General features: G+C 65.9%; 25 protein-coding genes. 12 read left to right on the top strand and 13 right to left on the bottom strand.

The features are described 5' to 3' along the window. Positions 1 to 40 precede the first annotated feature (40 nt). The 7 genes from azu (at position 41) to WBN46_RS18420 (ending at position 7,430) form a co-directional block, all read left to right on the top strand. Entirely contained in the window at positions 41 to 496 is a 456-nt protein-coding gene (gene azu / locus WBN46_RS18450; RefSeq protein ID WP_337732850.1) for an azurin, read from the top strand. 148 nt (positions 497 to 644) lie between these two features. Continuing rightward, positions 645 to 3,260 (top strand): Fe/S-dependent 2-methylisocitrate dehydratase AcnD, encoded by a 2,616-nt coding sequence (gene acnD / locus WBN46_RS18445; protein ID WP_337732849.1) that lies wholly within the window; start codon positions 645 to 647, stop codon positions 3,258 to 3,260. Between the two features lie 43 nt (positions 3,261 to 3,303). Next, the gene (locus WBN46_RS18440; RefSeq protein WP_337732848.1) at positions 3,304 to 3,768 is read left to right on the top strand and encodes an SRPBCC family protein; all 465 of its coding nucleotides are present in this window, start codon (positions 3,304 to 3,306) and stop codon (positions 3,766 to 3,768) included. A 99-nt stretch (positions 3,769 to 3,867) separates the two neighbouring features. Beyond that, positions 3,868 to 4,386: a hypothetical protein gene (locus WBN46_RS18435; protein WP_337732847.1), complete on the top strand. Its 519-nt coding sequence runs from the start codon at positions 3,868 to 3,870 to the stop codon at positions 4,384 to 4,386. Positions 4,387 to 4,419: 33 nt separating this feature from the next. After that, the gene (prpF, locus tag WBN46_RS18430; RefSeq protein WP_337732846.1) at positions 4,420 to 5,613 is read left to right on the top strand and encodes a 2-methylaconitate cis-trans isomerase PrpF; all 1,194 of its coding nucleotides are present in this window, start codon (positions 4,420 to 4,422) and stop codon (positions 5,611 to 5,613) included. Between the two features lie 84 nt (positions 5,614 to 5,697). Next, positions 5,698 to 6,804 carry a histidine kinase gene (locus WBN46_RS18425; RefSeq protein WP_337732845.1) on the top strand — a complete coding sequence of 369 codons (1,107 nt, stop codon included), beginning with the start codon at positions 5,698 to 5,700 and terminating at the stop codon, positions 6,802 to 6,804. Next, on the top strand, positions 6,801 to 7,430 hold the full coding sequence (locus WBN46_RS18420) for a response regulator transcription factor (protein ID WP_337732844.1): 630 nt from the start codon (positions 6,801 to 6,803) through the stop codon (positions 7,428 to 7,430). The genes WBN46_RS18425 and WBN46_RS18420 overlap by 4 nt, the downstream gene beginning before the upstream one ends. A gap of 171 nt (positions 7,431 to 7,601) precedes the next feature. On the opposite strand, the gene WBN46_RS18415 is transcribed toward WBN46_RS18420, so the two are convergent. Continuing rightward, positions 7,602 to 8,837, bottom strand: a complete 1,236-nt coding sequence (locus WBN46_RS18415) for a DUF4010 domain-containing protein (protein ID WP_337732843.1) — start codon at positions 8,835 to 8,837, stop codon at positions 7,602 to 7,604. Between the two features lie 91 nt (positions 8,838 to 8,928). Between WBN46_RS18415 and WBN46_RS18410 the strand changes: the two genes are divergently transcribed. Continuing rightward, positions 8,929 to 9,960, top strand: a complete 1,032-nt coding sequence (locus WBN46_RS18410) for a class 1 fructose-bisphosphatase (protein ID WP_337732842.1) — start codon at positions 8,929 to 8,931, stop codon at positions 9,958 to 9,960. Positions 9,961 to 9,994: 34 nt separating this feature from the next. Then, positions 9,995 to 10,708 (top strand): 2OG-Fe(II) oxygenase, encoded by a 714-nt coding sequence (locus WBN46_RS18405; RefSeq protein WP_337732841.1) that lies wholly within the window; start codon positions 9,995 to 9,997, stop codon positions 10,706 to 10,708. A 16-nt stretch (positions 10,709 to 10,724) separates the two neighbouring features. On the opposite strand, the gene WBN46_RS18400 is transcribed toward WBN46_RS18405, so the two are convergent. Continuing rightward, positions 10,725 to 11,258: a nucleoside 2-deoxyribosyltransferase gene (locus WBN46_RS18400; protein WP_337732840.1), complete on the bottom strand. Its 534-nt coding sequence runs from the start codon at positions 11,256 to 11,258 to the stop codon at positions 10,725 to 10,727. A 92-nt stretch (positions 11,259 to 11,350) separates the two neighbouring features. Beyond that, complete coding sequence (locus tag WBN46_RS18395) at positions 11,351 to 12,436, bottom strand: PA0069 family radical SAM protein (protein ID WP_337732839.1); 1,086 nt, start codon at positions 12,434 to 12,436, stop codon at positions 11,351 to 11,353. A 57-nt stretch (positions 12,437 to 12,493) separates the two neighbouring features. Here WBN46_RS18395 and cls point away from each other — a divergent pair, with 57 nt between their 5' ends. From cls to WBN46_RS18380, 3 genes are all read left to right on the top strand, one after another. Next, positions 12,494 to 13,948: a cardiolipin synthase gene (gene cls / locus WBN46_RS18390; protein WP_337732838.1), complete on the top strand. Its 1,455-nt coding sequence runs from the start codon at positions 12,494 to 12,496 to the stop codon at positions 13,946 to 13,948. Between the two features lie 64 nt (positions 13,949 to 14,012). After that, positions 14,013 to 14,273, top strand: coding sequence for a hypothetical protein (locus WBN46_RS18385; protein ID WP_337732837.1), 261 nt, complete (start codon positions 14,013 to 14,015; stop codon positions 14,271 to 14,273). Then, a complete protein-coding gene (locus WBN46_RS18380) occupies positions 14,270 to 15,037 on the top strand; it encodes a pyridoxine 5'-phosphate synthase (RefSeq protein ID WP_337732836.1) in 768 nt (255 codons plus the stop codon). The genes WBN46_RS18385 and WBN46_RS18380 overlap by 4 nt, the downstream gene beginning before the upstream one ends. A 27-nt stretch (positions 15,038 to 15,064) precedes the next feature. Here the strand turns inward: WBN46_RS18380 and WBN46_RS18375 are convergent, their stop codons facing one another. The 10 genes from WBN46_RS18375 to recF all read right to left on the bottom strand — a co-directional run bounded on the left by WBN46_RS18375 (position 15,065) and on the right by recF (position 24,892). Next, positions 15,065 to 15,460, bottom strand: coding sequence for a biopolymer transporter ExbD (locus WBN46_RS18375; RefSeq protein ID WP_337732835.1), 396 nt, complete (start codon positions 15,458 to 15,460; stop codon positions 15,065 to 15,067). 142 nt (positions 15,461 to 15,602) lie between these two features. Beyond that, complete coding sequence (locus WBN46_RS18370) at positions 15,603 to 16,013, bottom strand: biopolymer transporter ExbD (RefSeq protein WP_192203093.1); 411 nt, start codon at positions 16,011 to 16,013, stop codon at positions 15,603 to 15,605. A 3-nt stretch (positions 16,014 to 16,016) separates the two neighbouring features. Then, on the bottom strand, positions 16,017 to 16,445 hold the full coding sequence (locus WBN46_RS18365) for a biopolymer transporter ExbD (RefSeq protein ID WP_192203091.1): 429 nt from the start codon (positions 16,443 to 16,445) through the stop codon (positions 16,017 to 16,019). 46 nt (positions 16,446 to 16,491) lie between these two features. Beyond that, a complete protein-coding gene (gene exbB, locus WBN46_RS18360) occupies positions 16,492 to 17,253 on the bottom strand; it encodes a TonB-system energizer ExbB (protein ID WP_142122860.1) in 762 nt (253 codons plus the stop codon). A gap of 97 nt (positions 17,254 to 17,350) precedes the next feature. Then, entirely contained in the window at positions 17,351 to 18,019 is a 669-nt protein-coding gene (locus tag WBN46_RS18355) for an energy transducer TonB (RefSeq protein ID WP_192203089.1), read from the bottom strand. 159 nt (positions 18,020 to 18,178) lie between these two features. After that, positions 18,179 to 19,372, bottom strand: a complete 1,194-nt coding sequence (locus WBN46_RS18350) for a tetratricopeptide repeat protein (protein ID WP_192203087.1) — start codon at positions 19,370 to 19,372, stop codon at positions 18,179 to 18,181. 133 nt (positions 19,373 to 19,505) lie between these two features. Continuing rightward, positions 19,506 to 20,312, bottom strand: coding sequence for a M48 family metallopeptidase (locus WBN46_RS18345; protein WP_337732834.1), 807 nt, complete (start codon positions 20,310 to 20,312; stop codon positions 19,506 to 19,508). Between the two features lie 70 nt (positions 20,313 to 20,382). Further along, the gene (locus tag WBN46_RS18340; protein WP_337732833.1) at positions 20,383 to 21,213 is read right to left on the bottom strand and encodes a CPBP family intramembrane glutamic endopeptidase; all 831 of its coding nucleotides are present in this window, start codon (positions 21,211 to 21,213) and stop codon (positions 20,383 to 20,385) included. Positions 21,214 to 21,224: 11 nt separating this feature from the next. Beyond that, positions 21,225 to 23,672 carry a DNA topoisomerase (ATP-hydrolyzing) subunit B gene (gyrB, locus tag WBN46_RS18335; RefSeq protein WP_192203082.1) on the bottom strand — a complete coding sequence of 816 codons (2,448 nt, stop codon included), beginning with the start codon at positions 23,670 to 23,672 and terminating at the stop codon, positions 21,225 to 21,227. Positions 23,673 to 23,773: 101 nt separating this feature from the next. Continuing rightward, positions 23,774 to 24,892: a DNA replication/repair protein RecF gene (gene recF / locus WBN46_RS18330; RefSeq protein ID WP_337732832.1), complete on the bottom strand. Its 1,119-nt coding sequence runs from the start codon at positions 24,890 to 24,892 to the stop codon at positions 23,774 to 23,776. Between the last annotated feature and the right edge of the window lie 5 nt (positions 24,893 to 24,897).

The raw sequence follows: 24,897 nt of genomic DNA, 5'->3' as shown, positions 1-24,897 counted from the left end.
GCCGTACAATCTCGGGCGTCCCCCTTTTCGTGGATGTCCGATGCTCCGACGCCTGCTCCCGCTGTTCGCCCTCTGCGCACTGCTGCCCCTCTCCGGCGCCGCGTTCGCCCGCAACTGCGCGGTGACCGTCGAAGCGACGGACATGATGAACTTCAACCTGAAGACCATCCGCGTGCCGGGCGACTGCGCGCAGCTGCGGGTGGTGCTGAAGCACACCGGTCGCATGCCGGCGCAGGCGATGGGCCATAACTGGGTACTGGCCGAAACACGCCATCATCGCGAGCTCGGCCTGGCCGGCGGCCGCATGAAACTGGCCGACGACTATCTGCCCCGCAACGACGCCCGCGTGATCGCCCACACGCCGGTGATCGGCGGCGGACAGACGACCGAGGTGGTGTTCCCGACCTCGCGACTGCGCAGGGGCGGCGACTACACCTTCTTCTGCACCTTCCCCGGGCACTGGAACATGATGAAGGGCAAGCTGGTGTTCGAATGACCCGCGCATGTTGATGGTCTTCATCAACGCATCGGTGATTTCTTGTCGGTAACAGGCGTTTTCCCGGCCATGGACACCTGCCTCCGGTAGCATGTCGTTACGCGCCGACCCGCATCGCGCGCACCCCGTTCACAGCTGACGGCATGCCATGAATACCGACTTCCGCACCTCGCTCCCGGGCACCACGCTCGACTATTTCGACGCGCACGCCGCCGTCGATGCCCTGCGCCCCGACGCCTGGGCCACGCTGTCGTACACCGCGCGCGTGCATGCGGAGAACATCGTGCGTCGCGCCGATCCCGCGCGCCGCGACGACTACCTGCGCCAGCTGATCGAGCGCCGCCGCGACCTGGATTTCCCGTGGTTCCCGGTGCGCGTGGTCTGCCACGACATCCTGGGCCAGACGGCGCTGGTGGACCTGGCCGGCCTGCGCGATGCGATCGCCGACATGGGCGGCGACCCCGCGCAGGTGAACCCGGTGGTGCCGGTGCAGTTGATCGTCGACCACTCGCTGGCGGTGGAATGCGGCGGCTACGACCCGGACGCGTTCGCCAAGAACCGCGCCATCGAGGACCGCCGCAACGAGGACCGTTTCCACTTCATCGACTGGACCAAGCACGCATTCAAGAACGTCGACGTGATCCCGCCGGGCAATGGGATCATGCATCAGATCAACCTGGAGAAGATGTCGCCGGTGATCTATGTGCAGGACGGCGTGGCCTTCCCCGATACCTGCGTGGGCACCGACAGCCACACGCCGCACGTGGACGCGCTGGGCGTGATCGCCGTCGGTGTCGGTGGACTGGAAGCGGAGAACGTCATGCTCGGCCGTGCATCGTGGATGCGTACGCCGGATATCGTGGGCGTCGAGCTGGGCGGCAAGCCTGCGCCCGGCATCACCGCCACCGACGTGGTGCTGGCGCTGACCGAATTCCTGCGCCAGTCGAAGGTCGTCGGCGCCTATCTGGAGTTCCGCGGCGAGGGCGCAGCGGCGCTGACCATCGGCGACCGCGCGACGATTTCCAACATGGCGCCCGAGTACGGCGCGACCGCGGCCATGTTCTTCATCGACGACAACACGCTGGACTACCTGCGCCTGACCGGCCGCACCGACGAGCAGGTGGCCCTGGTCGAAACGTATGCGAAGACCGCGGGACTGTGGGCCGACGACCTGAAGAGCGCGCTGTACGAGCGTACGCTGCACTTCGACCTGTCCACCGTGGTCCGCAACATGGCCGGGCCGTCGAATCCGCACAAGCGCCTGCCGACCAGCGCGCTGGTGGAGCGCGGCATCGCCGACGGAACCAAGCTGGAGGCGGGCAGGGCGGATGAAGCGCAGGGGCTGATGCCTGACGGCGCCGTGATCATCGCCGCCATCACCTCGTGCACCAACACTTCGAACCCGCGCAACGTCATTGCCGCCGCACTGCTGGCCCGCAATGCGAATGCGAGGGGCCTGGTGCGCAAGCCGTGGGTGAAGAGCTCGCTCGCGCCGGGCTCCAAGGCGGTACAGCTGTACCTGGAAGAGTCGGGCCTGCTGCCGGACCTGGAGAAGCTCGGTTTCGGCATCGTCGCCTTCGCCTGCACCACCTGCAACGGCATGAGTGGCGCGCTGGACCCGGCCATCCAGCAGGAGATCATCGACCGCGACCTGTACGCCACCGCCGTGCTGTCGGGCAACCGCAACTTCGACGGTCGCATCCACCCGTACGCCAAGCAGGCGTTCCTGGCCTCCCCACCGCTGGTGATCGCCTACGCCATTGCCGGCACGGTGCGCTTCGACATCGAAAAGGATGCGCTGGGCATCGATGCAGACGGGAGGCCGGTGACGTTGAAGGACATCTGGCCGAGCGACGAGGAAATCGACGCCATCGTCAAGGCGAGCGTGAAACCCGAGCAGTTCCGCAAGGTCTACGGGCCGATGTTCAACGTGCGTGTCGAGCACGGCGGCAAGGTCGAACCCCTGTACGCCTGGCGCCCGCAGAGCACCTACATCCGCCGTCCGCCCTACTGGGAAGGCGCGCTGGCTGGCGAGCGCACGCTGCGCGGGATGCGACCGCTGGCGGTGCTGGGCGACAACATCACCACCGACCACCTGTCGCCGTCGAACGCGATCCTGGCGTCCAGCGCCGCAGGCGAGTACCTGGCCAAGATGGGCCTGCCGGAAGAGGACTTCAATTCCTACGCCACGCATCGCGGCGACCATCTCACCGCGCAGCGCGCGACCTTCGCCAACCCGCAGCTGGTCAACGAAATGGCCGTGGTGGAGGGCGAGGTGAAGAAGGGATCGCTGGCCCGCATCGAACCGGACGGCCAGGTGACGCGCATGTGGGAAGCCATCGAAACCTACATGGCACGCAAGCAGCCGCTGGTGATCATCGCCGGCGCCGACTACGGACAGGGCAGTTCGCGTGACTGGGCAGCGAAGGGCGTGCGCCTGGCGGGCGTGGAAGCCATCGTGGCCGAGGGCTTCGAACGCATCCACCGCACCAACCTGATCGGCATGGGCGTGCTGCCGCTGGAGTTCAAGGCTGGCGAAACCCGCAAAACTTACGGCATCGACGGCACCGAGACCTTCGACGTGGTCGGCGAGCGCCGGCCGCGCGCGACATTGACGCTGATGGTCCACCGCGCGAACGGCCAGACCGTGCAGGTGCCGGTGACCTGCCGGCTGGATTCGGACGAAGAGGTCTCGATCTACGAAGCGGGTGGTGTGCTGCAGCGGTTCGCGCAGGATTTCCTGGACGCGTCGAAAGCGGCCTGACCCGTTCGTCGTATCGGTACACCCAACGCACAGGAGTCCGATCATGTCCGAGAACACCGCCCCCGGTACCGTCCGCCTGCATCGCGTGCTGCGCGCACCGCCTTCGCGCGTCTACCGCGCATTCCTCGATCCCGACGCGATGGTTAAGTGGCTGCCGCCGCACGGCTTCACCGGCAAGGTCCATTCGATGGATGCCCGCGTGGGCGGCGGCTACACGATGTCGTTCACCAACTTCGGCACCGGCTCCAGCCACTCCTTCGGCGGCACTTACGTGGAACTGGTGGAGAACGAATTGCTGCGTTACACCGACCAGTTCGACAACCCCGGCCTGCCCGGCCAGATGCACGTGACCGTCACGCTGAAGAAGAGCATCGCCGGCACCGAGCTCAATGTCGTGCAGGAAGGCATTCCCGCCGCGATCCCGGTCGATTTCTGCTACCAGGGTTGGCAGGAATCGCTGGAGATGCTGGCGAAGCTGGTGGAGCCGGAGATTCCGGACGGGGCGTGATGCTGTGACCAAGCAGTCATACGCGGTCATCAGGTGATAAGACCTTCTCAGCCACGCATTTTTTTCGCAGCACTGCCTCCGGTCGCATGGTCGGAGGACGTGCTGCAGCGTTTCATCTCCATTGGACTGATACGTGAGCTTGGAACAACCCTGTTTCCCTCCGGAAACTGGCACCAGTCCTTCTCGGAACGAATTTTCGATCCGACGACGAGGGATCGCGATGCGTTGCTGCGGGTCGGTGACCGTATCTCAGCACGCGCCTGCACGCTGCTGTTCAATCGCATCGAGGGGCCGGATCTCGCGGCTGCGAAGCAGCACTGTACATTGCGTGCCTACGGCAAGCCCAAAGCATTCCTAGAACTACTGGCGTCCGTTCAGCGTTCGCTGGCCGACGCAGGATTCAGCCAAATCGCGACCGGCGTAACGCCGCACATTACCCTGAGTTACAGGGCTACACGCACGTTCGACAGCGTCCCGCTAGCTCCGGCGATCTCTTGGACGATCGACACCTTGTGCCTGGTGATTGGTAGCGGGGATCCCTATAGGTACGAGGTTATCGGGCGCTGGCCATTGCTGTCCGAGCTTGATCCACCCGCAACGCAACCTTCCTTGTTCTGAGCTGTACCACCATCTAAGTCATCGGTGATTTCCATGTCCCAGGCCCCCCAGATCCGCATCCCCGCCACTTACATGCGCGGCGGCACGTCGAAAGGCGTGTTCTTCCGCCTGGAAGACCTGCCTGCACGCGCACAGGTGCCGGGGCCCGCGCGTGATGCCCTGCTGAGCCGCGTGATCGGTTCGCCCGATCCGTACGGCAAGCATACCGACGGCATGGGCGGGGCGACGTCGAGCACCAGCAAGGTGGTGATCATCTCGCCGAGCAGCCAGCCGGACCATGATGTGGACTATCTGTACGGACAGGTGCCGATCAACGAAGCCTTCATCGACTGGAGCGGCAACTGCGGCAACCTGTCGTCGGCGGTCGGACCGTTCGCGATCGCGAACGGCATGGTCGATCCGTCGCGCGTGCCACGCGACGGCGTGTGCACGGTGCGTATCTGGCAGGCCAACATCCAGAAGACCATCGTCGCGCACGTACAGGTCAGCGGCGGTGAGGTGCAGGAAACCGGCGACTTCGAACTGGATGGCGTGACATTCCCGGCGGCAGAAGTGCAGCTGGAGTTCATCGATCCGGCCGACGAAGGTGAAGGCGAGGGCGGTGGCGCCATGTTCCCCACCGGCAACCTCGTCGACGATCTTGATGTCCCCGGCGTGGGCATGTTCAAGGCCACGATGATCAACGCGGGCGTGCCGGTGGTGTTCGTCGAGGCCGCAGCGCTGGGCTACGACGGCACCGAGCTGCAGGGCGCGATCAACGAGGACAAGGCCGCACTGGCGAAACTGGAAGCGATCCGTGCCCACGGCGCAGTACACATGGGGCTGGTGGACGATGTGGCGAAGGCCGCCGCGCGACCGCTGACGCCGAAGGTCGCTTTTGTCGCGTCACCGAAGGATTACCTGTCTTCGAGCGGCAAGCCGGTGCGCGCGGCCGACATCGATCTGCTCGCGCGCGCCATGTCGATGGGCAAGCTGCACCACGCGATGATGGGCACTGCGTCGGTCGCCATCGCCGCCGCCGCCGCCGTCCCCGGAACGGTGGTCAATGCCGCGGCGGGCGGCGGATCACGCGAGGTGGTGGTGTTCGGTCATCCTTCGGGCACGCTGCGGGTCGGGGCGGAGCTGAAGCAGACGGACGGCCAATGGTCGGCCACCAAGGCCATCATGAGCCGCAGCGCGCGGGTGCTGATGGAAGGCACGGTGCGCGTGCCGGGTGACGTGTTCTGACAACGTCGTGTCGCTGACCTGCCGGAAGTCACCACTTTCGCCCGACCCATTGCCTCGGCGCCACGCGCACGACAGCATGCGCGCATGTGGCCAACCCTGAATCGACTTCGCGAACCCATGACGCTGGCGGGCGTGTTCACGCTCGCCGCCGTGTCGCTGGGCCTGCGCTTCCTGCCGCCGGAGGTGCTGCCAGCCGCGGCCGCCGCACTGGTGGCGTACGCGCTGGGATTCCTCCTGTTCGCGCTGGCACCGGACACCTGGGAGCGGCAGCGGCGGATCGCCCTGGTGACGATGGCCGGCCTTGCGCTGCTGCTGGCATGGTTGACGCCGCGCGTGGGCACCGCGCAAGTGTTGCTGGTGGTCTGGGTGGCATGCGCGGTCAACGTGCTGTCGCCGCGCGGGGTCGTCGGCGCCGCGCTGGTGTTGAACATGGCGTTCTACACGCTGATGGTACACCACGAATTCGGCGCGCCGCTGACGATGACGTTGATCAACATCGGCTTCCAGGCGCTCGCCGGCCTGTGCGTGCACTACGCCCGCCGCTCCGAGGAATCCCGCGACCAGTTGGCGCTGGTGAATGCGGACCTGCTGGCCACACGGGCGCTGCTGGCCGACAGCGCTCGTGACGCCGAACGGCTGCGCGTGGCGCGCGAGCTGCACGACGTGGCCGGTCACAAACTCACGGCGATGAAGCTCAACCTGCGGGCACTGGCCAGCGATCCCGTGTTCGCCGTGCGCGATGAAGTCCGCATCGCGCAACAGTTGTCCACCGAGTTGCTGGACGATATCCGCAACGTCGTGCAGGCCCTGCGCGATTCGCGCGGGCTGGACCTCCAGACCGCGATCCGCGCCCTCGCCGCACCGCTGCCACGGCCCACGCTGGATCTGCGTATCGCGGAAGACATCCGCATTACCGATCCGGCCGTGGCAGAGTCGCTGCTGCGCATCGTGCAGGAGTGCCTGACCAACGCCGCACGGCACGCGAACGCGGAGACGTTGATGGTTTCGCTGAGCAGGGAGGACGCTGACATGCGCCTGTGCATTGAGGACGATGGCAAGCTCAGGGGTGGTTTGCGCGAAGGCAATGGACTGTCGGGCATCCGCGAGCGCGTCGCGGCGCTGGGCGGCGATCTGCGCCTGGGCACCGCGCCTCGCGGTGGCCTGCGCCTGGACGTGAGGCTGCCCGCATGACCGTGCGGGTCGCCCTGGCCGATGACCAGGCCCTGGTGCGCGCCGGCCTGCGCGCCTTGTTGAAGGCGCAGCAGATCGAGGTGGTCTTCGAAGCCGACGATGGTGCCGACCTGCTGGCCAAGCTCAAGGCCCAGCCGGTGGACGTGGTGCTGAGCGACATCCGCATGCCCGGCACCGACGGCATCGAAGCCCTGCTGCAGCTGCGCGAGGGTGGCGACCGGACCCCGGTGCTGCTGCTGACGACCTTCGACGACAGCGACCTGCTGTTGCGTGCCACCCAGGCCGGTGCGCAGGGCTTCCTGCTGAAGGACGCCGCACCCGAAGACCTCCATGACGCCATCCAGCGCGTGGCCGCAGGCGAGACGCTGCTGCAGCCGGTGAGCACAGATCCCGTGCGTGCGCGCTTCCGCTTCCGCGACGAAGCGCCACCCAGCGATACGTTCAGTGAGCGCGAAGTGGCGATCCTGCGGCTGCTGGCGGGCGGCTATTCGAACAAGGAAATCGCGCGCACGCTGTTCCTGGCCGAAGGCACGGTGAAGAACTACGTCTCCACGATCCTCGACAAGCTCGGCACGCGCGACCGCACCCGCGCCGTGCTGAAGGCGATCACGCTGCGGATCATCTGAGTCCGCAGGGTGTTTGCAGGAGCGACGTGAGTCGCGACCGCACGCTCACCATCACCCGGATCTTTCAGTGACGCGGAACGGATCGGCAATCCCTTCTCGCGAAGGTGTCGTGTTCCACGGCGATTCGGTGCCCCGGTCGCGACTCACGTCGCTCCTACAGAAAAGCCAGGCTCAGAACACCACCATCGCCGCGCCCGCGGCCAGCGCCACCAGCAGACCCGCGGACACCCGCATGCCGTAGGCGGTCCCGCCGCTGACCCAGGCGATCACCGACTTGGCGATGAGGCTGGCCGCCAGCAACGCGAGCATCCACCAGCGTGCTTCCGCAGCCTCCAGTCCACCGCGCGAAAACTGGTTGGCCAGCGTTGCCACGGCTGCATGCAGTTCCGCGACCGCCGACAGCGCAGCGGCTGCCATCGCGCCCCGTGGTCCGATCCACGTCGCGAGCGCCGCCGCCACGAACGTCAACACACCTACCAGCAAGGCGAAACCGAGCGCCTGCCCGAAGCGGAACATGCGGCTCTCGGAGGTAGGGGGCTTCACGGATTCCTCGCGTCCCGCGCGCAGGCCCAGCAGGCCGCCCGCCAGCAGCACGGCACCGATCGCGCCGAGTTCCAGCAGCAGGTCGCGCACCAGGGCTGGGGATACCGCCCACAGGATGGGCACGCACAACGTCAGCGAGGCCAGATTCGCCAGCAGCGCGGCCGCGACAGCCGAGCGCAACAGGGCCGGTGTTTCCTTCGCCCGCTGTCCGAACCCGATGGTGGCCGCCGTCGACGACACATAGCCTGCAAAGAACCCCGCCGCCGCCAACCCCCAGCGATTGCCCACCACGCGCAGCACGACATGGCCCAGCGCACTGACCGCCATCACCAGTACCACGAGTTTCCAGATGGTGGCCAGGTTGATGGCGTCGAAAGGCCCGATCGGGCGGTCCGGCAGGATCGGCAGGATGACCAGCGCCGAAGCGAGCAGCAGCAGGCCGTCGAAGACCTCGCGTTCGCTGAAGGTGTCGCGGGTGAGTTCATGCAGCGGCTGCTTGGCATACAGCAGCACGGCCACCACCACCGCCAGCGCGGTGGCCAGCGCCGGTGCGCGCATCGCCATGGCGCCCAGCAGGAAGGTCAGCACCAGGGTCACTTCGCTCGTCAGGCCGGGATCGTCCTGGCGCGTGGCGTGGTAGGCCATCGCCGCCAGTACCCCGACGACGCCCAACCCGACCAGCAACACGGGCAGGCCCAGCCACGCCGCCACCGCCGCGCCCAGCGCCACCAGCGCATGCGTGCGCAGGCCGGCGATGGCATGCGCGCGACGACCGTGGCTGCGTTCGCGCACCAGGCCGATCAGCAGGCCCAGGCCCAGCGCCGAGGACAGCGCCAGCCAGGTCTCCGGGGTTGCTTCGTCCATTCCTTCCTCCAGACCCGTCAGCATAGCGAATGGTCTTGCATTGGTCCCATCAACCCGGACAATGCGCGCACCGTTCGCCGTGGATCCCATCATGCCCGCTCCCGTTCCGTCCGCCGTCTCGCTGAGCCGTTACCTGATCGAGGAGCAGCGCGCCGGACGCATCAGCGCCGACCTGCGCCAGCTGATCGCGGTGGTGGCCCGTGCCTGCACCAGCATCTCGATCGCGGTCAGCAAGGGTGCGCTGGGCGGCGTGCTGGGCGATGCCGGTACCGGCAACGTGCAGGGCGAGGCGCAGAAGAAGCTGGACGTGCTGAGCAACGACATCCTGCTGGAAGCCAACGCCTGGGGCGGCCACCTGGCCGCTTGCGCCTCGGAAGAGATGGACCACAGCCAGCCGATCCCGGACGCCTACCCGCGCGGGGGCTTCCTGCTGCTGTTCGATCCGCTGGACGGCAGCTCCAACATCGACGTCAACGTCTCGGTCGGCACCATCTTTTCGGTGCTGCGCAGCCCGGATGGCGTGACCACGCCGGGCGACGAGCACTTCCTCCAGCCCGGCCGTGACCAGGTAGCCGCCGGCTACTGCATCTACGGCCCCAGCACGATGCTGGTGCTGACCACGGGCAACGGCACCCATGCGTTCACCCTGGACCGCGAGCAGGGCGCCTTCGTGCTGACCCAGCGCGACATGCGCATCCCGGAGGAGACGAAGGAGTTCGCCATCAACATGTCGAACCAGCGCCACTGGGAAGCGCCGATGCAGGGTTACGTCAGCGACCTGCTCGCCGGCAAGGAGGGCCCGCGCGGCAAGGACTTCAACATGCGCTGGATCGCCAGCATGGTGGCGGACGTGCACCGCATCCTGACCCGCGGCGGCATCTTCATCTACCCGTGGGACCGCAAGGACCCGGGCAAGGCCGGCAAGCTGCGCCTGATGTACGAAGCCAACCCGATGGGCATGCTGGTGGAGCAGGCCGGCGGCGCGGCGAGCACCGGGCGCGAGGACATCCTGTCGCTGCGCCCGACACAGCTGCACCAGCGCGTACCGGTGTTCCTGGGATCGAGGAAGGAAGTCGAAGCCGCCGTCGGCTACCACCGCGCGCACGACACGGCCGCGGCGTGATCGCGATACGCAGGCCGGCGGCTAGAATCCAGGCATGACGCCGAACAGAGAGCCTGCCGACTTCATCGAGGTCTATCACGACGCCCTGGACGTGGAGACCTGTCGCGCCATCGTGGCGCGCTTCGATGCCAGCCGGCAGGACCGGCCAGGGCAGGTGGGTGGCGGACACCACCCGGAGCTCAAGCACAGCCGCGACATCAGCATCAGCGGGCAGGCCGACTGGCGCGATGTGGAACAGCGCCTCAACCTGGCCGTGCTCGCCGGGTTGAAGCAGTACCTGCGTACCTATCCCTTCAGCCTGATCGCGCCCTTGATGCTGCAGCAGCCGGGCGCCGACGGGCAGCTGCGCCGCCTGGGTTACGAGGACGTCGCCGGCATGGACGACGACGCGCTGATGAAGCTCATCATGGCGGTGTTCGTGCCGGGCCGGATCAACCTGCAGCGGTATCCCGCCGGCGAGGGTGGCTATCCGTACTGGCACTGCGAGCTGTTCCCGAAAGGCGCGGATGCCGAACCGCTGCACCGCCACGTGCTATGGACGCTCTATCTCAACGACGGCTTCGAGGCGGGCGAGACAGAATTCTTCCACCAGCAGCGCAGGATCGTGCCCCGCACCGGCAGCCTGCTGATCGCGCCGACGGCGTTCACCCACACGCACCGCGGCAACCGTCCGGTGGGCGGCGACAAATACATCGCGACCAGCTGGATCCTGTTCCAGCGCGCTGAACGCCTGTACGGCGGACGCTGAAGCGCGACAACGTCGCTCAGGCGACATCCCGCCGTGCATCGATGTCGCCGCGCAACCGCTGCAATGCCGCCTCCACACCGCCCACCACCATCACGCAGGGGACTGCGAGCATCAGGTTGAGCGGCAGGCCGAACTCTTCCAGTTGCCAGCCGTGAACGTCCATGCCGGCATCAGCCGCCAGGTACTGGGGACAACGGTGACGGATGCGTTCGGCAAGGCTGCCGCTGTCGGGCACATAGGCGTAGACCGGCTTGCCGCGGGCGACGGCATACCCGACTTCGAAGCACGTGCCGCTGTCCGGTTCCGCACCGCGGAAGAAATCGAGGTTGGCGAGCACCGCATCGGCGGCATCCAGCAGACCGATGTCGGCGCGGTAGATCCGGCGCGCGGTATCCCGTGCATCGCCTGTCGCGTGTCCAGCCACCTGCGCGTCCAGGGGAAACAGGCCCTCGAAGCCATGGCGTGCACACAACGCCTTGAGTCGTTCGCCGTGCGCAACCGCGTCGGGGCGGAAGATGTCCGGACCGGCGAGGTAGAGGGACGTGATCATCGGCGTGCATGCGGAGGAAGGCACACGGGATTGTCCATGCGCGCCTCCGGGGTTTCCCGTGACCGATCGTCGCAGCGCGCTCGCCGATGCCGTCAGAACAGTACGCCCTGGGGCGACGGTGTGCGTGGCGGCACGAAACGGCTGCAATCGAGCGGCGGATGCCGGCGCTCCCTGAAACCGGCCCGTTTGAGTGCCAGCGCGAACCGGCGCGCCAACAGATCGGCATAGACGCCTTCGCCACTCAATCTCTTCCCGAACTGGCTGTCGTAGTCCTTGCCGCCGCGCAGTTGCTGGATCGTGCTCATCACATGCGCGGCGCGGTCGGGTAGATGCGTCTGCAGCCAATCGCGAAACAAGGGAGCGACTTCATGCGGCAGGCGCAGCAACACATAGCCTGCGGCGGTGGCGCCATGTGCACTCGCCGCGTCCAGCACGGCTTCCAGCGCCTGGTCGTTCACCCACGGGATCACCGGCGCGAACATCACGCCAACGGGAATGCCGGCTTCGCTGAGGCGCTTCACGGCCTTCAGCCGGCTGTGCGGTGCGGACGCGCGCGGTTCGAGGCGTGAGGACAGCGCGTTGTCCAGCGTGGTGATGGAAAAGTACACATGCACCAGGTTTTCGCGGGCCATCGGGACGAGAAGATCCAGGTCACGCTCGACCAGCGCGTTCTTCGTGATCAGCGAGAACGGATGCCTGGTTTCGGCCAGCACCGCGATGATGCGACGTGTCAGTTGCAGCTTCCGTTCAACCGGCTGGTAGGCGTCGGTGTTGATGCCCAGCGAGATCGGGCGGACCCGATAACCGGGCTTCGCAAGCTCGCGCCTCAGCACCTCCGGCGCATTGGTCTTCGCGAAAATCCTGGTTTCGAAATCCAGTCCGGGCGACAGGTCGAGATAAGCGTGCGACGGGCGTGCGAAGCAGTAGCTGCAGCCGTGCTCACACCCCCGGTAGGGATTCAGCGACTGGTCGAAGGGGATGTCCGGCGACTGGTTGCGGGTCAGGACACTGCGCGCGACCTCCTCGCGCAGTTCGGTCTTCGGCGCGGACGTGATGTCGCCTTCGCCATCGGCATCATGCCAACCGTCGTCGACGGCTTCCGGCGTGGTCACCGCGAAGCGACCGGGCAGGTATCGGGCGGAACCACGTCCCTTCACGCTGGGCGGGGGTGTCGTCATGCGGACAGTTTGCACCGTGATCGTCGCAGGCTGCGCGACACCGAATAGAATCGCTGGATGACTGATGTGCTGAACGCCCTGTGGGAGTCTTTCACCTCGCTGCCGCATCTGCAGTTGTGGGTGACGGCCGCGTGGCTCTTGTACCTGGTGCCGCTGTGCGCCTGGATCGTGCTGCAGAAGCGGGAACCGGTGGCCACCCTGAGCTGGCTGCTGTCGCTGGCACTGCTGCCCTACGTGGGCTACCTGATCTACTTCCTGCTGGGGCCGCAACGGATCAAGCGCCACCAGTTGCGTCGTACGCGCTCGCGCGAAGGGCTCGACAGCTACGAGGTCTTCGCGCCTACCGACGGCAACAGTGCCGAGCTGCCCATGCTGGCGCAGAAGATCACCGGGCTTCCTCCCTCCACCGCGACCTCCGTGCAGCAGCTGGTCGATGGGTGCGCCACCTACCAGGCCATCGTCGACGCCATTGAAGCCGCAGACAACCACATCCACCTGGAGTACTACATCTTCAATGGCGACCGCACCGGCATGCGCGTGCTCGACGCATTGGCGGCGAAAGCGCGCCAGGGGGTGAAAGTCCGCCTGCTGTTGGACGCCGTAGGCTCCAACCGCCTGAAGAAGCGCGCACTGCAGGCACTGGTGGACGCCGGTGGCGAGTACGCGTGGTTCCACCCCACCCGCTTCCGGCCCTTCACCCGGCCATGGCTCAACCTGCGCACCCACCGCAAGATCGTGGTGGTGGACGGTCGCATCGCCTTCACCGGCGGCATCAACGTCACCGACGACGAAGACGAATCCTTGCGCGACGATGCCTACCGCGACCTGCACCTGCGCCTGGAGGGTGAGATCGTGCGCAGCATCCAGCAGGTGTTCGTGGAGGACTGGGTCTACGCGACCGGGCAGCAACGCAAGGATTTCCAGGGCACGCGGTTGTGGAGCGCGGGCGATGCGAACGTACGCGGCGGCATCGCCACGCAGGCGCTGGTGTCGGGACCGGATTCCGCATGGGAGCCGATCCACCGCTTGAAGGTCGCCGCCATCCACGAAGCGAAGCAGCGCGTGTGGCTGGTGACGCCCTACTTCGTGCCGGGTGAAGCGGCGCGGATGGCGCTGACGTCGGCGGCACTGGGTGGGCTGGATGTGAGGCTGGTGGTCCCGAAGGTGAGTGATTCGCGCCTGGTGACGCTCGCCGCGCGGTCCTACTTCGACGAGCTGCTGGCCGCAGGCGTGAAGGTCTACGAGTACGGCCCGCGGATGATGCACAGCAAGGCATTGCTCTGCGACGATGCCATGGCGATCATCGGCAGCGCCAACTTCGACCACCGCAGTTTCCGCCTCAACTTCGAGATCTCGATGATGTTCCGGGACCGGGGCGTCGCCGGCACGCTGGCGCAGTGGCTGGAAGCGGAAATCGCCGCCAGCGAACCGGTGAAGCTGCAGCGCGACCGTTCGCTCTGGCGGCACCGGCTGCCCGAGGCGCTGGCCCGCCTGATGTCGCCGTTGCTGTGAAGCAGGCCCGTTTTTGTGCCGTGCCGGAGGCGGTAATATGCCGCGACCAACCCGGGGGTGGACGATGCACTGGTTGTTCCTGTTGATGGCGGTCGGCGCCCTGTATGTCGGCTTTTCCGTGACCTCCACGGCGGTGATGGTGGTTTCCCTGCTCGCGTCGCTGGTACTGTTCCTGCTCTGGATCATGGGCTGGTACGCACGCCGCATCGGTGAGAGCAGCCGGGATCCGTCGCAGATGATCGATCCCACCGAGCTGCGCCGCCTGCGCGAGGTGGCCGAGGCGCGCCGCAACGCGATGCCACCCGCAGAGCCCCCCGCTTCGTGACCGCGCTCAGCGTCAACGTCAACAAGATCGCCGTGCTGCGCAATTCACGGGGAGGCACGGAGCCGGATGTGGTGCGCGCCGCGCGCACATGCCTGTCCGCAGGCGCGCATGGGATCACGGTGCATCCGCGGCCGGACCAGCGGCACATCCGCACGGCGGACGTGCATGCCCTGTCGGCACTGACGCGCGAGTGCGGCGTTGAACTGAACCTGGAGGGCAATCCTTTCGCCCCGCTCCGCGAGGGCTATCCCGGGTTCCTGGCCCTGTGCGATGCCGTGCGGCCGGCGCAGGCGACGCTGGTACCGGATGCCGACGGGCAGATCACGTCAGACCACGGCTTCGATTTCAGTCGCGACATGGATCGCCTGCAGCCGCTCGTTGCCGAACTGAAGGCCATGGGCTGTCGTGTCAGCCTGTTCGTCGACGCCGGTTGCGTGGGCCTGGCTGAAGCCGCGCGGGTTGGCGCGGACCGCGTCGAGATCTTTACCGGTCCCTTCGCCGAGGCCGCCGCGCGTGGCGACGCTGCAACCGCGCTGGCACTCTGCGCCCGGACCGCACGCGAAGCGCAGGCCCTGGGTCTGGGCGTCAATGCCGGGCACGATCTGAGCCAGGACAATCTGGGTGATTTCCTGACCGCCGTGCCCGGGGTCCTGGAGGTCTCCATCGGTCATGCGTTGATCGGTGAAGCGTTGTACGCCGGCCTCGAGCGCACGGTGGAGGCCTACCTGGCCATCCTGCAAACACCCGCCGGCGCCGCTCGCTGAGCGCCGACCGGCGCCATCACGCGCGCATCAGTTCCGCATCACGATATGGTCCAGGCCGCTCGCTTCGGCCTGTGCCAGGGCGCTGACCAGTTGCTGGTAGTCGGCGCCAGCGGAAGCATCCACCTGCAGTATCGTCCGGGGGTCGGCGACAAGGGCATCCTCGAGCCGGAGACGCAGCTCGGCGAGTGATACCGGGCGGTCGTCCAGCGTGTAGGTTCCCCCCAAACCGACCTTGAGGACGAGGTCGTTCGGCGGCTCGGTCCTTTCTCCCGGTACGGGCTGCGGCAGGATCGTGTCGATGGGCCGCGAAAGCAACGGCGCGGTGACGATGAAGATCACCAGCAGTACCAGCATCACGTCCACGAGCGGGGTGATGTTGATTTCGGCCAGTTCACGACGGCTTGCAGGAACGGAGAACGCCATGGCACACCTCCTTCTGTCAGGGACCGTGGTCCTGACGCTACGCCGGTCCCGGGGTTCAGACAAGAGGGGTGACCCGGCCTGTACAGGCGCAAAGAAAAACGCCGCCCGGGTGGGCGGCGTTCAAAGGTCTGTCGCGTCAGGATTACTGTACGAAACCGATCTTCATCATCTGCGCGTTCTTCGCGGCGGCCAACACCTTGGCCATCACGTCGTAGTGCGATTCCGAATTGGCTTCGATGCGCAGCTCCGGCTGATTGGTCGGATCGCGCTGTACTTCCTCTTCCATCTTCTGCTGGAGGTCGGCCACGTTCGCCGGGCTGTTGTTCCAGTAGACCGTGCCATCGGCCTCGATGCGCAGATCGATCGGCGGCGGCGGCTCACGCACCTGCGGCGGCGGGTTGATCACGCGCTGCGGCAGGGCCACTTCGATCGGGTACGTCATGATCGGCGCGGTCACGATGAAGATGATCAACAGCACCAGCATCACGTCCACGAGGGGCGTGACGTTGATGTCGGCCATGGGGCCCTTGCTTCCACCACTGCTGAATGCCATGGCTTACTGCCCCTTCTCTTTCGTGGCCACGTAGCCGATGTCCAGCATGCCCTGACCCTGCGCGATCTTGGTGACGTCGGCGATGGTGCCCATCTTCGTCGTCTTGTCGCCGCGCAGGTTGAGCTTCGGCTGCGGCTGCAGCTGGGCCACGCTGGACAGGCGGGATTCCAGGATCTCCTTGGTCACCGGCTCGTCGCCCCAGTACAGATCGCCATTCTCCTTGACGGAGATGGTGATCGGCGGGGTCGCCGGCGCGGTCTTGTCCGCCGGATCCTGTACCAGATTCGCTTCGGGCAGTTCGATCTTCACCTTGTGCGACATCAGAGGCGCCGTGATGATGAAGATGATCAGGAGCACCAACATCACGTCCACGAGGGGCGTGACGTTGATCTCGGCCATCGGGCCGCTGCTATTACCACTACTGAAAGCCATGACGGGCTCCGTCTAGAACGTTGCGTTGACTGCTTGTACCGCCGGCTCAGCGAACGCGCGAGCCGGTGGCGAAGAAGTCGTGCAGGTCGTGCGCGAACGTGTCGAACTTGGCGATGGTCGCCGAGTTGGTCTTGCTGAAGAAGTTGTACGCGAACACGGCCGGGATGGCGACGAACAGACCGATGGCGGTCATGATCAGCGCTTCACCCACCGGGCCGGCAACGGCGTCGATCGAGGCCTGGCCGGTTGCACCGATGCGGATCAGGGCGCCGTAGATGCCCCACACCGTACCCAGCAGACCCACGAACGGCGCGGTCGCACCGACGGTGGCCAGCAGCGTCATGCCACCCTGGAGATTGGTGCTCTCGCGGGTCACGGCCTGGCGCAGCGCGCGGTCGACGAACTCGGAGCGGCTCAGGGTTTCGCCCAGGCCTGCGGCGGAACCTTCGGCGCGCTGGTGGTGCGCGGCTGCCTGGGCAGCGTCAAGCGCGATCTTGGAGAACGGCTCGTTCTTCGGCTGCTCTTCCATCAGGCGGATGGCGTCCTGCGCGTTCGGCGTTTCCCAGAATGCGCTGGTGACGCGATCGGCCTGGCCCTTCAGGCGGCTGCTGCGCAGCACGTTGATGACCGTCCAGTACCAGGACATGGCCGACATGATGACGAGGGTGAGCAGCACGACCCACGAGACGATGAACTCGCCGGGCTTGCTGATCATTTCGCTGATCATGTGCTCGAAGCCCATCTGCGACAGGGCATTCGCGGCGTTGGTGCCCCCGGCGGCGGCGGCAAAAAGGGTTTCCTGCAGCATGACGCTTACCTTTATATAAGTGTTGATAGAGGGTGTTGCGGTTCTGAAAGGATGGAGCGTTGACGTTGGCCCAGGTGTTGGCTGCGGTCTTCCTTCATTAAAGCGTGAAATCCACCGGCACGCGGACCCGGCCAGCTGACTTCTGGCCGTTGACGACGGAAGCATTGAAGCGCCACTTGCGTGCGGCATCGATCGCTGCACGGTCGAGGTCGCGGTTGCGGCTCGACTTTTCCACCGACACGTTGGTGACGTTGCCGTTGGCGTCCACGTCGATGATCAGGATGACCGTACCGGTGATACCGGCGCGCGCAGCGGCGGGCGGGTAACGCGGCGGGTTCATGTTCTTCGACGAGATGTCCACGCTGGCACCGATGTCCGGCGTCGACGGCGGGTTAGAAGGCGGCGTCGGCGGCGTCACGATATCGGTCGGGCGCGGCTCGGCGATGTCGACCGGCGGTGCTTCCGGCGGCGGCGGCAGCGGGGTCGTCTTCGGCGGCGCCAGGTTCTTGACCGGCGGCGGCGGCGTGTCCTGCTTCGGCGGCGGCGGCGGCGGCGGCGGCGGGGGAGGCGGCGCGTCGACGATGACGACCGAGGTGCGGCGCTCTTCCTTCTTTTCAGCCGGCGGAGCAACCGCCGGGATCAACAGCGCAAGCAGGGCCGCTGCGTGCAATGCGATCACGAAGGCAATACCGATGATACGGGGCCAGTTGAGGCTGTTGTCCTCTTCTTCTTCCCGGTACCTGTTGATGACCAGTTGTTCAGCCATGCGCCAATTAACTCAAGGTTGTTACGAGCGCCGAGACGCCTCGTCGATTCTGGGCCCTGCCGGTGGTTTTCACCGACGGAACCCCCAGCTTATACCAATCCGGCGCCCCGATGCCATCATCCGTATGGATTAATTGGCCTTCGGTGTCATCGAATCCCGTTACGGCAGCGCGATGATCTTCTTCGCGTCGTCCGGCTTCTTCAAACCCTTCCCCAGCGCGGCGCGCGCAGCAACCTTGGCTTCCGGGATGCGGCCCTCCTGCCACAGGACGCGCGCCAGGTTCAGATAGGTTTCGCCATCCGCGGCGAGGGGCGCTGCCTTCTGCCACGCGTCGATGGCTTGCGGGATCTGCTCGGAGTAGTAGTACGCCTGCGCCAGGGCCAGGAAGGTCTGGTGGTCCGGCTTCAGCAAGCCCTTCTCCAAACCTTCGTTGACGACGGAAATGACGTCCTTCTCCCGGCCGTCCATGTTGGCGTAGGTCACGTAGAGCTGTCGGTATTCCTTTTCTTCGGTCAGCTGGCCAGCGGAACGCATCTTCTCCAGCGTGGTGGCGGCCTTGTCGTACTGGTCCGCCTGCTGGTAGGTCGCGACCAGGTTGAGCTGGGCCTTCTTGTCGGCCGGATTCTTGGCGGCCATCTGCTCGGCGATCTTCACCGCTTCGGCAGGCCGCTCGGCGGCGATGAGCGAGGCCAGCAGCAGACCGTACCAATTGTCCTTGGGCTCGGGCGTGGCGGCGATGGCCTGCTCGAGTACCGGGATGGCTTCGGCGTACTTCTCCATCTGGTACAGCGCTTGGCCTTTCTGGATCAGGTCGTCGGGCTTGTTGGATTTCGTCTCTGCGAGATAACGGTTGAGATTGGCCATGCCCGGCTCGAACTCGTCGTCCTGCAGCTGCAACTGGGCCAGCATCAGCATCGACTGGTAGTGGCCGTTGTTGTCCAGCGCGTTGAGGTCGATCACCTGCTGGAGCAGCTGCTTGGCTGTCGCCATGTCATCCAGGTTGTATGCCGCCTGCCCGCCCAGCTGGGCGGCCATGGCCTTGTCATATTCGTTCGCATTCGGTTCGGCCAGCAGCTCCTTGGCCAACGCCAGCGTCTCGGCGTCGTTGTCTTCCTTCTCGTAGGCCTTGAACAGCTTGCCCAGCTTGCCCTGCATCTTGCTGGAGGGCTTGGTCTTGGGGTCCTCGCGCGTCGCGTCGGGGTAACGGACTTCCGCTTTCTGGCTGCCTTCGCGCGAACCGCTCCGGTTGGCAGAACGGGCGGACTGCGCCACGGCATCGGCGACAACGCCGCCGCCAAAGGCGGCCAGCAGCATCATGCTGAGTAGGGTGTTCTTTTGCATGCGGAGCTTCATCTTCAAACCTCGTCAGGCCATCCGGGGGATGACGGTCCAACCCGCCTGCGTGCGGGGCCGGCAAAACTAACAGAAACCTGGTGCGTGCGGATACCGTTTCAGGTGTTGCGTAGCAGCAATACCGTGCCGTGTGTCAGCCGCATTTCGGCGCGTTTCCGGCCTTCCTGGCCGCCTCGTAGGTGGGTACGAGGGAGGGCGCATCGCGTTGCAGTTCGCGAATGCGGTTGGCGGGGTCGGGGTGCGTGGACAGCCACTGCGGTTGACGGCCACCGCTGGCGGCCATCATGTTCTGCCAGAGATCGACGGCCTGGCGAGGATCGAAGCCCGCCTGGGCCATGAGCCGCTGGCCGACCACATCCGCCTCGCTCTCCTGGGTGCGCGACCCTGGCAACAGGAAAGCCGCCTGTGCGGTCATGCCACCCAGCTGGTTCACCGTGCTGGCCGCACCCTCACCGTAGCGCGCACCGGCCAGCGCACCGAGGACGCCCAAGCCGGCCTGCGCTCCCATCTGACGGGTAATGCGCTCTTCGTGGTGGCGCGCGATCACGTGGCCGATCTCATGCCCGAGCACCGCCGCAAGCTGATCCTGGTTCTTGGCCACCGTGAAGATGCCGGTGTTCACGCCCACCTTGCCACCCGGCAGCGCGAACGCGTTGGGCTCTTTGTCCGAGAAAACAGCGGTTTCCCACGCGACGCTGCGTTGTTCGGGAGGCAGCTGGCGCACGAGTGCGTTGACCACGCAGGTGACGTAGCCGTTCTGTCGCGCGTCGCGACTCAAGGTTTCCTTCGCCTTGGTCTCGGCAAAGGCCTGTGCGCCCAACTGATCGAGTTGCGCCTGCGAGACGCCCCCAACCATCTGGGTCCGGCCGGTGGGCGAGGTCGTCGTGGCACACGACGTCAGACCGAGAATTGCGACGGTCCCGAGAATCCAGACTTTCATGCGCGCCCCCTGCGACCATTGCGTACAACGCGAGTCTGGGCAAACGCGTCTTAAACTTTCGTCAATCACATTAAGCCTGCGTCTGGCCGTAAATCTGCAAGACAGCCAGCGCAAGGGCGTTGTTCAGGATATGCGCGGCGATCGGCGCCCAAAGCGTGCCTGTCAACCGGTAGACCCCGGCAAACATGGCGCCCATGCCCGAATAGACCAGAACCAGGAAAAGTGTGCTGGTGAGGGGTTTTCCGTTGAGGCCCGGCATTTCATGGACGAGGGCGAACACGAGGCTGCTCAGCACCAGGCCCAGGACGGGCCAGCCCGCATGCCACAGTCGCCCGAACAGGACGCGGCGGAACAGCAGCTCCTCGTACATGGGCGCAAGGACGACAGCGAACAGGCCCAGGAACACGGGGTATTGCGCGAATCCGGCCTTGATCACGTCCAGGTTGCTCGGTTCCAGGTCCAGCCCCAGCGCGCGGCCGCATCCGCTCATGACTGCACTGAACAGAAAGGTCGAAATTCCCGTAGCAAGCGCCCAGAACCAGGTCCGGGGAAGACGCGTGTTGGCCCGTGACTGCTTCTGTTCGGTGATCGTTGCGCGTCGGCGCCAGAAGTACAGCAGCAGCGCCGTGCCGCCGGTGCTGACGAGCGTGGCCACGATGAGGAACAGGACGGGCGGAGCGCCCACATTCGCCTGCAGGGCCTGCGCGTCGATCATGCCGCCATGCGTGCGCGCCAACTGCACACCGCGCCAGCCGGCCCATCCCAGCAAACCCAGGAGCATGGCTGAGAACGAAAGCACCACCGCCAGCACGACATCCAGTGCGAACGCCGGCAGCACGCCGCGCAATGGACGTCCGCCGGGGACTCCCGCGTCGACCGGGGAGAAGGGGACCGGGCTCATCCGCCGAAACATCACACGTCGAGGTTGGAAACCTTCAGCGCGTTGTCTTCGATGAACTCACGACGCGGCTCCACCACGTCTCCCATCAACGTGCTGAAGATCTGGTCGGCGGCGACCGCGTCCTCGATGCGCACCTGCAAAAGACGACGCGTATCCGGATTCACCGTGGTATCCCACAGCTGCTCGGGATTCATTTCACCCAGGCCCTTGAAGCGCTGGATGCTGCGGCCCTTCTTGGCCTCTTCCAGCAACCATGCCTGTGCGTCGGCGAAGGTAACCACCGGCTGCGCCTTGTTGCCGCGGATGACCTGTGCGCCTTCGCGCACCAGTCCATGCAACAGCGCCGCCGCTTCGCGCAACGGACGCAGTTCGCCGGTCTCGAAGGCCGACAGCGACAGCACCTGCACCAGTTCCTCGCCCATGTGCCGACGCGTCGCGAGCAGCGCAGCGGGGCGTTGTTCGGTGGCGGGCTGCAGCGTCAGCGCATAGCGCGCACTGCCCAGGCTGCTCCGGTTGAGCTTGGCTTCCAGCGCGGCCAGTTCGTGCCGCTCGTCGATGTTCTTCTGCAGGTGCTCCGCATCGAGCGGGGTGAAATCGATCAGCGACTCCAGCAGCACCGGATCGTAACGGTGTGCGTTGCGTGAGATGGCATCACGAGCAGTGGTGAAGGCAAGCAGCAGCTTCTCCAGGGCTTCACCGGAGATCGGGGGCTCGCCATCGGCGGGAATCAGCGACGCGCCTTCGACCGCATTGTTGGCCAGGTACACGTTGAGCGCCGCATCGTCCTTCAGGTACAGCTCCTGCTTGCCCTGCTTGAGCTTGTAGAGCGGCGGCAGGCCGATGTAGATGTGGCCTCGTTCGATCAACTCCGGCATCTGCCGGTAGAAGAACGTCAGCAGCAGCGTGCGGATATGCGAACCGTCGACGTCGGCGTCGGTCATGATGATGATGCGGTGGTAACGCAGCTTGTCCGGGTTGTACTCGTCCTTGCCGATGCCGGTGCCGAGCGCGGTGATCAGCGTGCCGACTTCGGCAGAGGCGAGCATGCGATCGAAGCGCGCGCGTTCCACGTTGAGGATTTTTCCCCTCAATGGCAGCACCGCCTGGTTCTTGCGGTTGCGGCCCTGCTTGGCGGAACCGCCGGCCGAGTCACCCTCGACGATGAACAGTTCGGACAGTGCCGGATCCTTCTCCTGGCAGTCGGCCAGCTTGCCGGGCAGGCCGGCGATGTCCAGCGCCCCCTTGCGGCGGGTCAGGTCGCGGGCCTTGCGTGCGGCTTCGCGGGCACGCGCTGCGTCGACGATCTTGCTGGCGATGGCGCGGGCTTCGTGGGGGTGTTCCTGCAGGAACTCCTCCAAACGTGCGCCGAACGTGCTCTCAACGGCCGGCCTGACCTCGGAACTGACCAGTTTCTCCTTGGTCTGTGAGGAGAAGCTGGGGTCCGGCACCTTCACCGACAGCACCGCGATCATGCCTTCGCGCATGTCGTCGCCGGACAGATTGACCTTGGCCTGCTTGGCGATGCCGTTCTGTTCGATGTAGTTGGTCAGCGTGCGCGTCAGCGCGGCACGGAAGCCGATCAGGTGGGTACCGCCATCCTTCTGCGGGATGTTGTTGGTGAAGCAGAACATCGTTTCCTGGTAGGCGTCGGTCCACTGCAGGGCGACATCCACCACGATCCCGCTGGCTTCGCCGGTGACCGAGATGACATTCGGGTGCAGCGGTGTCTTCAGCTGCGCCAGGTGCTCCACGAAGCTGCGGATGCCGCCTTCGTACTCGAAGACATCCTGGCGGCCTTCGCCACGCTCGTCGATCAGGGTGATCTTGACGCCGGAGTTGAGGAACGACAGTTCGCGGAGGCGGCGCGCCAGGATGTCGTAATGGAACTCGACATCGCTGAAGATCTCGGCCGCCGGCAGGAAGCGCAGCGTGGTGCCGCGGCGCTCCGAAGCTTCCAGCTGCTTGAGCGGGTAGGTGGGCTCGCCCAGCGCGTATTCCTGCTGGTAGTGGTGGCCATCGCGCCAGATGTCCAGCCACAGGTGCGAGGACAGGGCATTGACGACGGATACGCCCACGCCGTGCAGGCCGCCGGAAACCTTGTAGCTGTTGTCGTCGAACTTGCCGCCCGCGTGGAGCACGGTGAGGATGACTTCCGCCGCCGAGACGCCTTCTTCCTTGTGGATATCGACCGGGATGCCGCGACCGTTGTCCGAGACCGAGACCGAGCCGTCTTCGTGGATCTTCACCACCACATTGTCGGCGTGACCGGCCAGCGCTTCGTCGATCGAGTTGTCGACGACCTCGAACACCATGTGATGCAGGCCGGTGCCGTCATGCACGTCGCCGATGTACATGCCGGGCCGCTTGCGGACCGCTTCCAGGCCCCGGAGGACGGTGATCTTGCTGGAGTCGTAGGTGCTGTTGCCGTTCGGTGCAGAAGAGGTCGTTTCGTCGGTCATTCGCTTCGGGTCGGCTGCATGGCAGGCGCCGCGTCACCGGGTCGGTGGGCGCCACGCGCGGGCCAAGGGATTCAATGCGGAATTATAGCACTGGTGGGCACTTAGCCCTCTTTGCCGCCAACCTGCTGCTGCCCGATGGCGCCCTGTTCCACGTGGAACACAGTGGGCGTAGCCTGCATGCCAGTGAGTCCGGAAGGGCTTTCGGTGCCGGTAATTAAGACCTGGGCACCGCAAGCCAGCAGCCGTTCCAGGATACGGCGCTGGTGATGCCGATCCAGCTCCGATGCCAGGTCATCCAGGGCGATGACCGGCCACTCGCCTCTCCGCGCAGCGAAATCCTCCGCTTGCGCCAGCAGGCAGCACAACGCGGTCAGTTTTGCCTGGCCGCGGGAAAGCGTTTCGCGGTGGGGCAGGCTGGAGTAGTCGATACGCCAGTCAGCCCGATGGGGGCCGACAGTGGTGTAACCCGCCGCGCGGTCCCGCTCCCGGGCGAGCAGCAACGCGTCCGCCAATGCCAGTTCGTGGCGCCGCCACCCGGGCTGGAACTGCAGGTCCGCGGAACCGAGCGACGGCGCCAGTTCCGTGGCAACCGCGGAGAGATGACCCTGCAAAGCTTCGAGATAGCGCAAGCGATGGCCCGTCAATGGCTCACCCGCTTCGGCCATCTCGTGATCCCAGGCATCGAGTTGGGCACCCCCTGCGCCTGACTTCAGCAGGGCATTTCGCTGCTTGAGCGCCCGGGCATACCGACGCCACAACGGCAGGAAGCTCCCCTCACCTCCCTGTTCCACGTGGAACAAGCCCCAATCGATGAAACGACGACGCGGTTCACCCCCACCGGTGACCAGGGCGTGGCTACCGGGCTCGAAGCTGACAACTGCGAGCGCGGCGCAAAGATCTCCGAGTTGAGCCACATTCTCGCCATCCAGCCGACCGGTCCATGTCTGGCCGGTATGGCGAAGGCCCGCGCGACGAAGACGCTCCTGGCCCGTTTCGCGCCACTCCACGAACACCTCGACGGCGTCGGCACCGGTTCGGACCAGGCCGTCCCGCACTCGGCCACGGAAGCTGCGTCCGTATGCCATCAGGTGGAGCGCTTCGAGCAGGCTGGTCTTGCCCGCGCCGTTATCGCCTGTGATCAGATTGAGCCCGGGTCCCGGGGCCACTGAAACCTGCTGGAATCGACGCAACCCGCTTACCTCCAGGCGGGTTACCTGCACGGGGA

Origin of the sequence: Pseudoxanthomonas sp. CCNWLW251, assembly GCF_037402255.1 — a bacterium.
Classification (GTDB): domain Bacteria; phylum Pseudomonadota; class Gammaproteobacteria; order Xanthomonadales; family Xanthomonadaceae; genus Pseudoxanthomonas_A.
The sequence above is the reverse complement of the archived record's forward strand: the minus strand, read 5'-3'. Positions and strand labels throughout refer to the sequence as shown.